This window comes from Mesobacillus zeae (assembly GCF_003570705.1).
GTDB lineage: Bacteria > Bacillota > Bacilli > Bacillales > Cytobacillaceae > Mesobacillus_C > Mesobacillus_C zeae.
This window is the reverse complement of the sequence record NZ_QWVT01000002.1, coordinates 141,914-157,679: the sequence shown is the minus strand read 5'-3', so window position 1 is coordinate 157,679 and position 15,766 is coordinate 141,914. Positions and strand designations below refer to the sequence as shown.

Sequence of the window (15,766 nt, the reverse complement as noted above, 5' to 3'; positions counted from 1 at the left end):
AACCGTGTCCATGAAACTATACTAACTCCAGTTTAGCTTTACTTTTGAAATTAAAACAGATAATTAAGTTGTTTAATTCTTGTTCCACTAAAGCTACCCGTTACTATAAGCACATTTCTTCACAATCTTTATAGTTTATTAACTTAAATATCCAATAAAATAAAAAGAAATAGAAGATTTTAATCAAAATTTTCCAAAGTTTACATTTACATATTTTACAAAACCACAACAATGGGATATTTCTTAAGCCTATGAATTAGTGAAAGGTCAATCAATTTGTGCCAAAAGCCTTTTATGTAATAATTAATCTGAAATATAGCCCATTTTCCATTTCTGCGTTTTCATCATAAAAAAACGGGTGGTTTTTCGCCTCAAAGAAACGTCTTAAAATAGCCTGCCACTCTCATACTCTTTAATTCGAGCCCGCACAAAATCAGAGGCTGGCTGCGATGACTTAGTTTCAGAAGCTAATTTACCAGCATAGTGGATTTTTGGTAATCGGCTTCAGCCTCTTTTTTCACTTGTTCACAAAATTTAATGACGACTTTATCACCTGAAAAAAATAAAAATAGTTTGAGGAACGCTTTTAATGGCCGATTGGTGCAAGTGTATGTAAACCGAGTTTTCTGTTCGTTGATTTTACTTAATTCATACTTAGCGGTAATTTCGAACATCTTAGCTAACGTGAAACCAACTTTAAGGTTCTTTTGGTCAGGAGTATTGAGGTATTCTAGCGTTTCGACATCGTATTCTTCAATTCTTTTACCTTCTTTATATTTTTGACGGTATACACTTCCAACCACTTCCTCGGTCACTTTGACTGGTCTGTTCTCCAGAACCTCTGGCATAATCCTTTGCATATTTTCCAGTGGTCCATCTAATAAGTTCCATACGTAATCAATCGGAGCATCAATTTCAATTTCCTTTATCCATTGTTTCAACTTAAATCACCTCGAAATTTTTTTGAATGTATTCATATGGTAAATGGGGCGTCAACAAGTGGTACATCTCGTGGAAATCTCTGGTAAAAAACATGATAGAGGTGGTACATAATCAGACTAACGGATGGGCTCTATGGCACCATAGTGTACCGGCCTTCTTCGCCAGACATTAAAACATTATAGACTTAGATATCCGTTTTCATTCTCTGTGATGAAGCGCTAATTTTTGCGCTTTATGGATGGCTAACGGGTTCTTTAAACTGGAGAAGAAGTTTCCGATATAAGAACAAAATATAATTTAAAAAACTCGCCAAAAACGGGACGGATTTTTTTGTGTTTTTATATACCAATTTTTATTCTAAACAGGAATTTTCTATAATAACCCTAACACAATACTATTATTCTATAGGGTGTGGTTTGGGCAGGGATGCTTTGTGTGGCAGGTCCATAGATAACAATTAGATCTCGGTTCGCTGGGTTTCTTGAAAATGATTGCCCATTTGTTAATAATAATTGAGTAAATGGTGATATATTTAATTGTAATCTTCCATCACTACTCACCAACTGACTATTAAAATAATCTACTTTTACATTCTGATTTGGGTTATCTTTCACCATAACAAGTGCTTGATATTGTGGCGGGTAAATAAGAAGGGCAGGTGCATCCCCGTCATAATATCCAGTCACTCCATCTCCTACTGTCACCATTACATGGTCTACAAAGTAAGTGGTGGGTGACACTACGAAATTTACAATCGCTCCCAATCCGTTTTCTACAGATATTAATTTATAACAGCCTTCTCCTTCACCATTTTGACCTGTAAAAAAATCACTAATCATAGTGACAGTCCCGTGAAAAGAATAAAAATTTGTCATACAATACCTCCATTGCTTTAAAAAGATATTACATTAAACGATAAAGCGATCTTTTATTTCGACATTAGTCGAGACTAATGAACTTTGTTCCAAGTATCGCTGTGGTCAATCTTGTGGATATAAATTGAGTGCGATTCCATGTTAAAAGGTTTTCGACATGCCCTAATGTATCCGAATTAGAAATACCAATAATCCGTTGAAAAACAAGTAAATCATAACTCATGCTTTTTTGATTCATAACAATTGGATTTAAATCACTAGCAGAAAGAACCTCGCCTTGAACTGGTTGTTTTAATTTGCCATTTTCATGGTAAAGCTGTGATAGATAATCATAGCCTTTGTAGCTAATGTCAAGGGTGAAAAGCAGGTCTAGTGGTGGACTTCCTACACTTACTTTATAAAGATCTTCATAATTGACCTTGAATGTATAGGTATTATTATATGTTTCAAAATCAAACAATAGGTGTGGGATATTATTTCTGAAGGAGTAAATATAGAAAATACCGTAACCCCCGCTTCCTCCCGATTCAATACTTACCAAAATATCCAATATGTTATCTTTAGAGAAATCCCCAAGGAAGAGCTTAGCATTATATCCTGCATTTTTTTGAAGATTAATTGTTGAAATCTGGTTAGAACGCCCATCTTGAATTACAAGTGTAATATGATCTGCGAAGATTTCGGTTTCAACGTTTTTTCTTCCATATAAATAGACGTAATCAAATATACCGTCACCTGTAACGTCACCTTGCTTCATGTCAAGCAACGCATAGTTACCATATGTTTGTTCTTGAAATTGCCTGTACAAATAACTCCCCCCAATAAACATTTGGCAATTACTTTGTGTACCATATGCAGGTCAATACCTATATGACACCAAAAAAGTGTTCTGTATAGTAATGCTAAGGGGATTCAAAAATGAAAGAATGTGTTGGCTTTATTCCAGTTGACTAGGTTATCAAAAATACGGTTTTTACTGAAGTTGTTTTTAACGAACTTCACGACTTGCTCAATTTTGCCTTTTGACTCGGGATCACTTTTCCGACAGAGATAAATTATAAATCCTCGTACCGACTGATACTTTGTGAATTCAGATGTAAAATAAGAATCCCGGTGTTCTCACTGACCGCCATCAGTGCATCATGATCGTAGACCATCTTCACTGGCATCCCTTCAAAGTAGGCAAAGGCATTCTCGTGACATCGCACAACATCTGCCGTCCGAAACGGCCGGTCCAGCCACTCTACATATTTATAACGGGAATGAGACAAGAAGAAAGCGATAAAATAGAGGCGTTTGCTTCCTCCAGTCTTTCCTTCGACAACCGTTTGTCCAAAATCCACTTGGCCCTGAAAACCAGAAGGTTTTCAGGAAGGGCTGTATATTCCCGCTGGCGTATGCTTTTCGGAATGGGATACATCTCCCGTAGTTCATTTACATAGTTGCGCACCGTGTTTTCAGCTGCACCTTTAAAATTTAGTCTTTCCACCAATCGTATACTTGTGCTCCAGTCAAATCAGGATGTTCTGTTAGCCAATGCACGATAAGATCCCGGAAGGTTCGGTTTCTCAGCGATATGAGAAAGTCCTCAAACTTTTCAGGCGTCATCTCTAAATATTCCTTTACGGTATTTCTCGACATGTTCAATTTCTTCGCAATTACATTGATCGAAAACCCTCAGATTGCAGGTTTTTCACTTCTGCATATTTCATGAATCTGTTCACTCCAATTTCCTCACCTTCAATAAACTATTCCAAGTCTATTAAAAGTGTCATATTTTGTCGGGTAATTGGTCAATCTTATTTGTGGAAAAGTGCTCTATCTTAATTGTGATAAACTGCTCCCTCTAGTTTAGCGGTTACAAATATTTAAGAAGACCCTGCTTAAATGGTAAAGAATAGGTGGCTAACGGGGTAGCTTTACTTAAATAAAAATCTTTAACAATCAGGCGCTTAAACTTCAATGAAGCTAGCATCTTTTTAGGTTTTTCTTAAAAGACGAAAAGCACCTTTTGTATTTAGATCTCTTATTTACTTATTTTCCTGATTACATTTGTTCAACAAAGTGTCGAAAATTGCAGAATTTTAAGAGCGGTTACTTAATAATGTTTTAGCTTTGACGATAAAATCTATATGAAAATCTAAAAAAATAACTATAAGTAGGAGAAAATATGAGAATTAAGCAACGTAAGAGAAGTATTGCTACCTCATTGATTTCGTTTATTGTTCCTATCATCATCGTCGCTCTGGTAGTGATATCGACAATTGGTTACACATTTTCAAAACAAATTATTACAGACCAATTAGACTATTCGATGAATACTAAGCTTCGAGAAACGGCCCAAGAAATTAACACGGTTCTTGAAAAGGAAAATAGTATTGCGAAAGGCTTGGCAAAAACGGTTGAGGTAAATTCAGATTTGCTATCGGAAAGCGATTATAATGATTTATTACAAAATTATATCCCTATGTACAACGAGACATTTGGGATGGGGGTGTGGTTTGAACCATCCGCATTTAAAGGTAAAAAGAAGTATGCACCATTTGCCTACAAGGATGGAGATAAGGTTATCCTTGATGATTCATATACAACAGGAGATCTTGATATATGGACAACAGAGTGGTATGAAGTTGGTTCTCAGCCAGACGGGGGGTGGACAATGGCCTATGCTGATCCGTCTACCAATGTTTCAATGGTTACTACTGCTTATCCTTTTAAAAAAACTAATGGTGATCTAATGGGTGTCGTTACAGTTGATGTTGATATTAGTAGTATTCAGAAATTAATTACCGAAACAAAAATTGATTATGATGGAAAAGCTATATTGGTACAGAATGATGGGACACTTCTAGGTGGAGTAGAAGAAGAACGTTTAATAAAGGACAATATTTTAGACGATGATAATTCCTCTCTTGTGAAAGCTGCTAAAGACATGTTTGCGAATGAGTCTGGAAAGAATGAATACACAATTGATAAAGAAAAGTATTTTTTCTACTTCTCAACCATTCCTAATACAAACTGGAGGATAGGTATAAGTGTAAGTGAATCCAATTTATTTAATAGTTTAAATAAATTATTATTTATTTTTGTTGTATCTGGTGCAGTTTCAATTGTAATTGTCACAACAGTCATTGTTGTTTTTGCAAACCGTATGGGGAAAACAGCAAAGAAATATAGTGTCATTGCTGAACTTGTTGCTGAGGGAGTGCTAGTAAACGAATTTGAAGAGAAAGACCTGGCAAGAAAAGATGAGCTTGGAGATATTGGAAGATCCCTTTTTAGTATGCAAAATAACTTAACAGATGTTATTGAAAAATTCCAGGTGAATGCTTTAAGTATTGATGATCATGCTCAAAACCTATCTTCTTTTTCTCAACAAATGAGTGCCACTTCGGAAAATGTAGCAACAGCCATTTCTACTGTCGCTGAAGGAGCAACAGAGCAACATGAAAAATTTAGAAGTGTAAACAAGAGAATTAGCCAATTTGGAACAGGCTTGGATTTTATGAATGAATCAATTAATGATGTAGATTTTTCAGCAAATTCCATTTTACTAATGGCTAATGAGAGCAGTCAAGAAATAAGTAGGATGACTAAATCTTTTGAAACACTGAACGAAACATTTAGAGAATTGATTGAACGAGTGAAGTCGGTCGAAGTTAATATTAGCAATGTTAATGAAATGACGGAAATCATACATTCGATCTCTGATCAAACGAACTTATTAGCTCTAAATGCATCCATAGAGGCTGCCAGAGCTGGAGAATCAGGAAAAGGCTTCGCGGTTGTAGCGAATGAAATAAGGAATTTAGCCGAAAAAAGTAGAGAGTCTTCTGAAAAAATTAATGCAATCATTAGAGGGGTTTCACAAGACACTGGAAAAATGGTTGGATCAACAGAAGAAGTAAACAAAGAACTTCTATTACAAAGAGAGCAATTAAATGCAACAATTCACTCATTCGAAGATATTATTAAGGCAGTTGAGAGTATTTCTCCTAAAATAAAAGAAACAAAAGAATCCTCAGTAAAAATTCAAAAAGAAAAAGATCTAATTCTTGAAGAACTAGAACAGGCGGGAGCAATAGCAGAAGATGTAGCAGCATCGGCAGAGGAAATTTCAGCCTCAGCAGAGGAAATGTCTGCTTCAACAGAAGAAGTCAGTGATTCAGCTGTAAGTTTAGGTGAGATGACAAATGAAATGAATAATAAAATTAATTTCTTCAAGATAAAGAATTAGATTAATTCAATGGAGAAGTGACTTTGAATCAATTTTGGCTTCTTGACCATTTATTAATATAATCTTTGGCTGGAATTTTATGTGTAAATGAAAAGCACTCTTAACCCTTGCTAAATACGGTTTTTTACGGTGAATTTTCGTGCCGGATTGAATTTATTTTTAAATTTAAGCTATTAGAAGAAATGCTTTATATCAATGGTGACCGACCTTTTCATAAACCACTTCGTTCCTTTTTTAGCAAGATTAATCAAATTTGAGATGGAAGGGTCCACCGGATAATCTTATAGAGTCAAAAGATAAGCCGTCTGCTTCCATAGCAGACGGCTTTTTTGAATGGAAAGATCATCGTTCGTGTGCAGCGGGAATAAGAACAATGTCTTCGGGGTGTTACGGCCATGATCCATTCCGATAGAAGACTCCTTCTTTAATCGTGTGAGGGGGCATCACCCAGCGATAAGGGGAGATTTTTACGTGTTAGGCGAAAGCCTAATATTTATCAGTTCTCTGCAGATGATATATAATTATCCTTAGTAAAATAAAGGGCTGGTATATCAGTGAAACTAGATAGTAATCATCACCCGGTATTCTTTGTATTATCATTTGATGCTGATTGTTAAATATTGCTGAAAAGTCTTCAATCATTTCTTTGTAAAGTAGGCAAAGGATTTCCAAGTTTAAAAAGAATAGAGTGCAATCGAATACAACTAGCACCCAAAGGGAACTGTCGCCCTTCTGACTACAGGAGGAGTTTAATCGTAACCTACCGATAGATCAGTATTCCTAGGAATCTTCTACTTCAAACAGACCATAGGGTTGTTAAGTACTGAGCAGATCAAGCATGGAGGTGGGCTCGTTCATGATTTTCATCGGAGTGACAGGCTGGGGCGACCACGATACCCTCTATAAAGGGAAAGTTCCGTCAAGAGATAAATTAAAAGAGTATTCGGGTTTCTTTCCAATTGTCGAAGTGGACGCTTCATTTTATGCTGTCCAGCCGCTCAAAAATGCGGAAAAGTGGGTTAGTGACACTCCGGATTCTTTTCGGTTTATTGTCAAGGCATATCAAGGGATGACTGGCCACCAGCGTGGCGAAATCCCCTTTAACAGTAAAGAAGAAATGTTTGCTGCATTTAGGCAGTCGTTAATCCCTTACGAAGAAACCGGAAAGCTGGCAATGGTGCTTTTCCAGTTTCCGCCGTGGTTTGACTGCACCCGAGAGAATGTTGAATATTTGCGCTGGTGCAGGCAGGAAATGGGGAAGGTATCGTGTGCACTCGAGTTCCGCCATCAATCATGGTTTTGGGGAGAAATGAAAGAAAGAACACTTGAGTATATGACTAGTGAAAATTGGATTCACAGCATTTGTGACGAGCCCCAGGCAGGGGAAGGGTCAGTGCCTGCTGTTGTTAAGGCTGCATCCCCGGAAAAAGTTCTTGTGCGTTTCCATGGCCGCAATGAGTATGGCTGGAATAAAAAAGCAGGGGAAAACTGGCGCGAAGTACGCTATCTTTACCGCTATAATGACCAAGAACTGGCTGAGTGGGCTGAACATTTGAAGAAGCTTGAAAATCAAGCTAAAGAGGTATATGCGGTTTTCAATAACAATTCTGGCGGTGATGCCGCTGATAATGCGCAAAAAATGATGGAAATGCTGAATGTGGAGTATAGCGGACTGACACCTAGGCAGCTCGACTTGTTTTAAAAAAAGGGATGAGATGATTGGAAGTTGTTCATATATACCATACGAATGATTTACATAGCCATTTTGAGCATTGGTCAAGTATTCACCACCTTCTTGTCCAAAGGAGAGAATGGCATGAACAGGAGGGAGATGAAGTATTCATCTTCGATATTGGCGATCATATGGACCGGTGGCATCCCTATTCTGATGCATCAAGGGGAAAAGGGAACTGCAGGCTGTTAAATGAGGCAGGCTATGACGCGGTAACCATCGGCAATAACGAGGGAATTACTCTTTCTCATAAAGACCTTGGCGAAATGTATGTTGAAAGAGATTTTCATGTCCTTGCCGCCAACCTGTTCGATGAGGAGGGGAAATTGCCGGAATGGGGCAAGCCCTATCATATATACAGGACAAAGTCAGGAACGAGGATTGCTGTAATCGGTCTGACGGTTAATTTTACGCATTTCTATCATTTACTTCAGTGGAGAGCCGTTGACCCGCTTATAGAGCTTGAAAACTATCTTGGAAAGTTAAATGGGGAGGCTGACGTGATCGTTCTTCTTTCCCATCTTGGTATACATGATGACGAAAGAATTGCTGAGATGTTTCCACAGATTGATGTGATCATTGGCGGGCATACCCACCATATTCTCCATGAAGGGAAAATGGTGGGTCATACCCTTGTTTGCGGAGCAGGGAAATACGGGCAGTATATAGGACATATCACACTTGGGATTGATCATAATTCAAAAAAGGCAGTCACAAAAGAGGCTATCCTTTATGACATGAACGAACGGCCACATCCTGATGATGATAAGCAGGCAGCAATGCTTTATGATACAGGGAAAAAAATGCTGGATCGCCCAGTTGCCTTCTTAAAAGTGCCACTTCAGACAAATCCTTTTGAAAATTCGGAGCTACCATCCCTCCTTTGCAGAGAACTAAAGGAATGGTGCTCAGCGGATGCTGCTTTTCTTAATGCAGGACTTCTGCTCGGCGGATTGGAGGGAGCCGTTACGGAATTTGATTTGCTGACGGTTTGCCCGCATCCTATCAATCCATGTACTGTCGTGCTTGGTGGTGCTGAATTAAAGGAAGTCATCATGCAGGCGATGGATGAAAAATGGGATCATATGCAAATTAAGGGTCTTGGCTTCAGGGGGACCGTCATGGGGAAAATAGTGTTTGCCGGCATTTCCGTGCAAGGCAGGGAGATACTGATTGGCGGAGAGCCAATTCTTCCTAAAGCAGAATATGTCATTGCTATTCCGGACATGTTTACATTTGGGCGTTTTTTCCCCGAAATCTACAGGTCAGGCAGAAAAACGTATTTTCTCCCTGAATTTATGAGGGACTTATTGCGGCGGACCATAGAGAGATTTGAAAATTAACAGCACCTTCACTCTTTTCCATCTCATATCATAAAGTATTACAGATGGAAAGGAGAGCTGCTGCATGATTGAAATGACACCAATCCAACTCGATGGCCATACTTTTATCGGGATTACCGTTAAGCTGCCCAAAACAAGCCTGCTTGCTGTCACCAGTGAAAAGGGATATATTATGTGCGGAGCGCTGGATGTGGCTCTTTTGAATGAAAAGTTAGCTGCAAGGAAAGTGTTTGCAGGTAGGGCTGTCGGGGTCAGGACGATACAGGAGCTGCTGGACGCTCCGCTTGAGTCGGTAACAATTGAGGCCGAAAACCGTGGGGTAACCGCCGGGATGGTGGGAAAGGATGCGCTGCTGAAAATGGTTTAAGGAGTCCTCACACGGCTGTCGGGATGGGCGTGAATGATATCTGTTTTTCAACTTCAATCATACATTAGACAAGGGTCGTCATTACTCAGCTAAACTCAGATAGCCGGGGATGGGCGATCTTTTTGTTTGATGGTAATATTTGAGGGCTTTTTCCTGAAACCGTCAAAAAATATGTCGAAATTTGTCTGCTTAATAAATCTGCCTATGGTAGAATAATGAGGAATTAGGCTTTAGCCAGCGATTCATTTTTATCCTAGTGAAAAAGTGGGAAAAGACAATGAGACTCATTGCAACAGCTTCGGCAGAAGAAGGTGCTAAGTTAGGGAAAGCGATATACAATAGTCAGGGGCAGATTCTCCTTAATAAGGGGGCAGGCCTTACCCAAAGTATTATCAGCCGGCTTCTTGGCTTTGGAATCGATTATGTTTATATTGACGATCCAGATACAGAAGATATAGCCGTGAACAGCCCGGTTTCCGATGAACTTCGGATCGAGGCATACGCCACAATCCAATCAGCCTTTAAACAAGTGGCGAATGATATCCATGTTTCTCCCGCGATTGTGTTAGAAAAAAGTACGAAAGATTTCAAAAGGCTGATACGGTGCCTGATCAGCGAGTTGAACGGCAGCAATGAGTTGCTGAGCCTCCTATCGGATGTATTTATCCACGATCAATATATTTTTTCGCATTCACTTAATGTCACTCTCTATACATTAGCAATTGGACTTGAAATGAAGCTTAATGGGAAAGATTTAGAGTCTATTGGACTTGGGGCAATCCTTCATGATGTCGGGAAAATGAACATTCCTCGCGAGATTCTGTTAAAGCCAGGGAGGCTGACTTTAGAAGAGTACGAAACAATCAAGGCTCATGCAGAAGACGGTTTCGAAATTCTCAGAAGCATACAAGGTCTGCCGCTGCTTGTTTCGCATTGCGCCTATCAGCATCATGAGAGGATGGATGGCACGGGATATCCTAGGGGGCTAAAAGGCGAGGAAATCCATTTGTTCGGAAAGATTCTCGGTGTTGCGGATGTATTTGATGCAGTCACGTCTAATCGCGTGTACAGAAATGCAATGCTTCCGCATGAAGGGCTAGAGATACTGTACGCAGGGTATGGAAGCAAATTCAACGCTGCTGTCATTGATGCCTTTAAAAGAGCGGTTGTCATCTATCCTGCGGGGTTGACTGTTCAGCTCAGCAACGGAAAGAAAGGGGTAGTTTCTTCCCAGCATCGCGGAATAAGCGACCGCCCGACCGTCAGGGTGCTTGAAGAGCATGGGATGAAAGTGGCTCCCTACGAAATTGATCTAAGCAGGAACCCTTCCATTGTTATTACAGAATGTGACACGACCTTCAGGAAATAAATTGCTGATTGAAATGACCATCACTCGCTGCCCTGCTGCTTGGGGCAGCTTATTTTTGCTCCATAAAAGTTATCACGATTTAACACTTCCCGCCAGGTCAGGTTGGGAGAACCGCTGCTATTTACTAGAAAGATATTAAAAGCCAGGATTCTACAAAAAACTTTATTTTTTAACAAATAACATTTTGACAAAGAGAAGGCGGCGGGATATACTATTTTCAAATAAGTCAGAAAATAATAAACTTTAAGAGTGTTTCGTTATTTTTTTGAGATGCTCAGGAAAAATACAGGGGGTACATTTCATGGAAAATCGACCGCAGTGGGGGACCAGGGCAGGATTTATCTTGGCTGCAATCGGGTCCGCAGTAGGACTCGGAAATATTTGGCGTTTTCCTGCCGTTGCTTATGATAACGGAGGAGGGGCATTCTTTGTTCCCTATTTATTCGCATTATTAACAGCTGGGATACCACTGTTAATCCTTGAGTTCACTCTTGGACATAAATATAGGGGATCAGCCCCGCTTACGTACGCCAGATTGAACAAGAAGTTCGAGTGGCTTGGCTGGTGGCAGGTTGCCATTTCATTTGTCATTTCAACATATTACGCTGTTATTATTGCTTGGGCAATGTCATATGCAGTGTTTTCCATTAACCAAAAATGGGGCGATGCACCGAAAGATTTCCTCTACGGCGATTATCTCCAGCTCCCGGCAACTGCAGGATCGGCAGGAGGGATTGTCCCTGGAGTGTTTATTCCATTACTACTTGTATGGATGATCACGATGGGTGTATTGCTCAAGGGAGTGAAGCGTGGAATTGAAATAGCCAATAAGTTTATGATTCCAACGCTTGTAATCCTGTTCCTTGTCATCGTCTTGAGAGCTGTTACGCTTGACGGAGCTTCTGAAGGACTTGATGCTTTCTTTAAGCCGGACTGGGGTTCAATAGCAGATCCGAAAGTATGGGTTGCTGCTTATGGACAGATTTTCTTCAGTCTCTCCATTGGTTTTGCCATTATGATCACGTATTCCAGCTATTTGCCAAAGAAAACAGATTTGACAAACAGTGCGTTCATTACAGGTTTTGCGAACTCGGGTTTTGAACTCCTCGCGGGTATCGGGGTATTCTCTGCACTTGGTTTTATGGCTGTACAGCAGGGAATTCCTGTTGATAAAGTAGTTTCAGAAGGAGTCGGGCTTGCATTTGTTGTCTTTCCGCAAATCATCAATGAATTTCCTGCATTTAACGGATTGTTTGGAGTCGTTTTCTTCGCCTGCCTGACCCTGGCTGGATTGACATCACTTATATCCATTGTGGAGACATACGTTGCAGCAGTCCAGGAGAAATTCAAGCTGACAAGAACGAAAGCTGTCCTTGCCGGAGGCGGTGCATCTGCAGTGATTTCCGTTCTGTTCGCCACGAAAGGCGGCCTGTATTTCCTTGATGCAGCGGACTACTTCATCAACCAATTTGGAGTGGCTCTTGCCGGCCTTGTGGAAGTAGTGGTCATTGCCTGGGTTCTCAGGGAACTGAAAGGGCTGGAGACACATGCCAACAGCATTTCCGATATGATGGTTGGCTCGAGCTGGCGCTTTTTCCTTGGCGGTGTAACACCACTAATCCTTGGATATATGATGTTCCAGAACATCCTTACGAACATTAAAGTAAATTATGGAGACTACCCTATAGAGTTCCTCGCCTATGCAGGCTGGGGTGTAGCAGCAGCAGCCCTCGTGGCAGGATTTTTGCTTATGGCTGTCAAATGGGACAGGAAGCTGATTGCATTTCCATCTAAAAAGGAGGCGTCATAATGTCAGGCAGTGCAATCGCTATGATGGCTGTTGGTATGGTCATTATCTGGGGAGGACTTGTCGCAAGTGTGGCAATGGCCGTCATTAAAGGAAAGAATTCATAAAAGCAATAAGGGATCATATCTCTTTGCTAAAAAGCGGCCATTAGGCCGCTTTTTAGTTTTATTTCACTACTTTTTTGATTGAATTCGTTCCTGTCTTTCCCACATCCGCAAATGCGGGTACGGATCAAAGGACCACTCGGAATAGCCATTGTCTTTGTACATTCCATAATGGAGATGGGGCGGAAACTTTCCAGATGTTCCCGGCGGTCCATAGCCTGAACTGCCGACTCCCCCGATGACTTGTCCCGGCTTTACCACTTGTCCTGTTTTTAAATCCTCGGAAAAGCCGCTAAGATGGGCGTAATAATGATAGTTATTGTTGATATCTCTAATTCCTACTCTCCATCCTCCATACTTGTTCCAGCCCTTCATTTCGACAATCCCGTAGCCAGTTGCCCTTACTGGGACTCCATATCCAGCAAAAATATCTGTTCCTTCATGGATTCTTCGCCCTCCCCAGCCCCTGGCATCGCCCCAGGTGTTCTTGTAGCTATGGTTGCTTCTTAAAGGAACCGGAAAGGCGTGTGAATCAAGGTCGAGCCTGCCGAAATGCTTATAAATTTTTGCTTTGTCCATAATGATGCCGACAGCTTTGTCCCGGTGATAATAATTCCATAGCCCGATTCTAATATTATCGTGGCTCGTTCCAAAGGAGAGAAGCTGTTGGGCAAAAGCATGCAGGACGTCCTCGTCATTTTCAAGTTGGGCTTTACCATCCCCGTTGCCATCGAATCCTGTCCCTTGAAAGAATTGGATGGAAGCCGGATTGTTGTCGCTATGATTCGGATTCAACAAGCCTGACCATTCCTCAGGTTTAATATAAATGGCCGCGGTACCAGATGGGTCCGGCAAGTCCCTTCGCGCTTCCCTCACATTTCGTTCATATTGGTCAACAGCGGCGATATAATACCATGGAATTTGAGTTGCAGCCTCGACTTGTCTATAAAGCTCCATCCTCTTTTCATGCATATCCTCCCGGCCGTCGGCAAACCCAATGGAGGGAAGTGTATTGAGGCATAGAGAAAAAATGATAACTGCCAGAAGAAACCTCACAGGAATCCTCCCTTCAAAAATTTTATTCCTATTCTAGTTTGTGGGAAATTGCCGATATCATAATGGGGAAATGCTGGTAATACAAAGCTTTCCGGCTTGTCGTACTTTTTCCATTATGGTAAAGTGACAAAAGAAGAGTCCTGTACATGTAATGGACAAAGACAGGCTAAAAACACCAATTTCCGGGAGCGGATTGAAGGCTGCTTAGGGAACAGAATGGAGCTGAATTCATTGAGTACGAAGGAACAACCATTAAGGAAGCCGGAATGGCTCAAAATAAAGCTTAATACGAATGAAAATTACACTGGCCTTAAGCAGATGATGCGTGAAAAGGGTCTGCATACGGTTTGCGAAGAAGCTCGCTGCCCGAACATCCATGAATGCTGGGCTGTCCGCAGAACAGCTACATTTATGATCCTTGGCGATGTATGTACGCGTGCTTGCCGTTTTTGTGCTGTCAAGACAGGTTTGCCGACTGAGCTTGACTTGCAAGAGCCTGAAAGAGTAGCTGATTCTGTTGCACTTATGAACCTGAAGCATGTCGTAGTCACTGCGGTAGCAAGGGACGACTTGAAGGACGGCGGTGCAGCTGTATTTGCTGAAACTGTCCGTGCGATCCACCGGAAAAGTCCGTTTACAAGCATTGAAGTGCTGCCTTCCGATATGGGCGGCGTGTTTGAAAATCTCCAAATGCTGATGGATGCTAAACCAGATATCCTGAACCATAACATTGAAACGGTTAAGAGTCTGTCGCCGAGAGTAAGGGCAAGAGCAACATACGAACGTTCGCTTGAGTTCCTTAGAAGGGCAAAAGAAATTCAGCCGGCCGTTCCAACAAAGTCGAGCATTATGGTTGGCCTCGGAGAAACAAAAGAAGAGCTGATTAAGGCAATGGATGACCTTCGTACCAACAATGTCGATATTCTGACGCTTGGCCAGTATTTGCAGCCATCAAAAAAACATTTGCCGGTCCTGAAGTATTATCATCCTGATGAGTTCCAGGAGCTTAAGGAAATCGCGCTTGCAAAAGGCTTCAGCCACTGTGAGGCAGGCCCGCTCGTAAGATCTTCCTATCATGCAGATGAACAGGTTGATTCAGCTGCAAGGCACAGGCAGGAGCTTGCCAGCCAGAAAGCCAGCAAAGCATAGAGCAGGGAGAACAAAAAGAGTTCAGCATATAATTGCTGGACTCTCATTTGTCTTTTCTATTCTTGTTTGCTGCGTGACTTTTCGCCAAGGTCATCCTTGTCCAGCGCGTCATTCATTTCACCCTGTGATTCGCCATTCTCGTTTTCACCCTCGCTCATTTTACTGCCTTGCGGGGATTTCAGCATTTGCTTGATAACACCGTCGATCAGAGTATCCACATCACGGCTGTTCGTATTGAGGCTTGCAAAGTTTTCCACATCCTTACGAAGATCCTGGTCGTCTGATACATAAACATGGAACCACCGGGGAACAACAGACATGGCCATTTTCTTTACTTGATCCGCGGTTTCATTCCGGCTGTCAGAGTCAGTCTTATAGACAATAAGCACTTCTTTATCAGTGACAAGAGTGGAAGCATCATCCACGTTTGGAGTCTGGAGGCAAAGTTTCGATATTATGTCTGCGGTTTGCTCTCGGTCCATTTCCATGTAGGCATCTTGCTGGTTGTCCCCCATTATGCCGCTGCGTTTATGGCGGACATACCCAAAGTCTTTGCTCTTGTTCTTCATGCCTTTTCCCTCATTGTGATTGTAAATGTCAGGGCGCTGTTCATTAACATTAAGGGTATTTCCGCTTTCCTCGAAAATGCCGCTTCGACCGTCCTGTGTGTCATTGTTTCCTGCACAACCTGCAAGCAAGAATCCTGAAAGGGCGGCTCCTATTACTGTTTTTTTCATGCAAAACACCTCCTTATCCATTAGAATAGCCAGATACAACCTATTTTT

Annotated in this window: 15 protein-coding genes; 8 read left to right on the top strand and 7 right to left on the bottom strand. The window is 41.2% G+C overall.

The genetic code is table 11. The annotated features are described in order from the left end of the window. Positions 1-467 precede the first annotated feature (467 nt). The 5 genes from D1970_RS01295 to D1970_RS22125 form a co-directional block, all read right to left on the bottom strand. Positions 468-941, bottom strand: a complete 474-nt coding sequence (locus tag D1970_RS01295; RefSeq protein ID WP_119111067.1) for an SRPBCC family protein — start codon at positions 939-941, stop codon at positions 468-470. A 384-nt stretch (positions 942-1,325) separates the two neighbouring features. Then, the gene (locus tag D1970_RS01290) at positions 1,326-1,817 is read right to left on the bottom strand and encodes a hypothetical protein (RefSeq protein ID WP_119111066.1); all 492 of its coding nucleotides are present in this window, start codon (positions 1,815-1,817) and stop codon (positions 1,326-1,328) included. 64 nt (positions 1,818-1,881) lie between these two features. Continuing rightward, on the bottom strand, positions 1,882-2,625 hold the full coding sequence (locus D1970_RS01285) for a YybI family spore inner coat protein (RefSeq protein ID WP_119111065.1): 744 nt from the start codon (positions 2,623-2,625) through the stop codon (positions 1,882-1,884). 247 nt (positions 2,626-2,872) lie between these two features. Further along, positions 2,873-3,160 (bottom strand): DDE-type integrase/transposase/recombinase, encoded by a 288-nt coding sequence (locus D1970_RS01280; protein WP_119111064.1) that lies wholly within the window; start codon positions 3,158-3,160, stop codon positions 2,873-2,875. Positions 3,161-3,293: 133 nt separating this feature from the next. Then, on the bottom strand, positions 3,294-3,458 hold the full coding sequence (locus D1970_RS22125; RefSeq protein WP_181213375.1) for a hypothetical protein: 165 nt from the start codon (positions 3,456-3,458) through the stop codon (positions 3,294-3,296). 529 nt (positions 3,459-3,987) lie between these two features. On the opposite strand from D1970_RS22125, the gene D1970_RS01275 reads away from it, so the two are divergent. The 7 genes from D1970_RS01275 (at position 3,988) to D1970_RS01245 (ending at position 12,779) form a co-directional block, all read left to right on the top strand. Further along, the gene (locus D1970_RS01275) at positions 3,988-6,054 is read left to right on the top strand and encodes a methyl-accepting chemotaxis protein (RefSeq protein ID WP_119111063.1); all 2,067 of its coding nucleotides are present in this window, start codon (positions 3,988-3,990) and stop codon (positions 6,052-6,054) included. Between the two features lie 856 nt (positions 6,055-6,910). Next, positions 6,911-7,756 carry a DUF72 domain-containing protein gene (locus tag D1970_RS01270; RefSeq protein WP_119111062.1) on the top strand — a complete coding sequence of 282 codons (846 nt, stop codon included), beginning with the start codon at positions 6,911-6,913 and terminating at the stop codon, positions 7,754-7,756. Positions 7,757-7,773: 17 nt separating this feature from the next. Then, entirely contained in the window at positions 7,774-9,129 is a 1,356-nt protein-coding gene (locus D1970_RS01265) for a bifunctional metallophosphatase/5'-nucleotidase (RefSeq protein ID WP_119111061.1), read from the top strand. 64 nt (positions 9,130-9,193) lie between these two features. Next, entirely contained in the window at positions 9,194-9,496 is a 303-nt protein-coding gene (locus D1970_RS01260; RefSeq protein ID WP_119111060.1) for a YunC family protein, read from the top strand. Between the two features lie 277 nt (positions 9,497-9,773). Beyond that, positions 9,774-10,865, top strand: a complete 1,092-nt coding sequence (locus D1970_RS01255; protein WP_119111059.1) for an HD-GYP domain-containing protein — start codon at positions 9,774-9,776, stop codon at positions 10,863-10,865. 301 nt (positions 10,866-11,166) lie between these two features. After that, a complete protein-coding gene (locus D1970_RS01250) occupies positions 11,167-12,675 on the top strand; it encodes a sodium-dependent transporter (protein ID WP_119111058.1) in 1,509 nt (502 codons plus the stop codon). Beyond that, complete coding sequence (locus D1970_RS01245; RefSeq protein WP_119111057.1) at positions 12,675-12,779, top strand: methionine/alanine import family NSS transporter small subunit; 105 nt, start codon at positions 12,675-12,677, stop codon at positions 12,777-12,779. Before D1970_RS01250 ends, D1970_RS01245 begins: the two co-directional genes overlap by 1 nt. A gap of 66 nt (positions 12,780-12,845) precedes the next feature. Here the strand turns inward: D1970_RS01245 and D1970_RS01240 are convergent, their stop codons facing one another. Further along, positions 12,846-13,775: a M23 family metallopeptidase gene (locus D1970_RS01240; protein WP_259339538.1), complete on the bottom strand. Its 930-nt coding sequence runs from the start codon at positions 13,773-13,775 to the stop codon at positions 12,846-12,848. Between the two features lie 288 nt (positions 13,776-14,063). On the opposite strand from D1970_RS01240, the gene lipA reads away from it, so the two are divergent. Then, positions 14,064-14,981 (top strand): lipoyl synthase, encoded by a 918-nt coding sequence (lipA, locus tag D1970_RS01235; RefSeq protein WP_119111083.1) that lies wholly within the window; start codon positions 14,064-14,066, stop codon positions 14,979-14,981. 56 nt (positions 14,982-15,037) lie between these two features. On the opposite strand, the gene D1970_RS01230 is transcribed toward lipA, so the two are convergent. Continuing rightward, the gene (locus D1970_RS01230) at positions 15,038-15,718 is read right to left on the bottom strand and encodes a YhcN/YlaJ family sporulation lipoprotein (RefSeq protein WP_119111056.1); all 681 of its coding nucleotides are present in this window, start codon (positions 15,716-15,718) and stop codon (positions 15,038-15,040) included. Between the last annotated feature and the right edge of the window lie 48 nt (positions 15,719-15,766).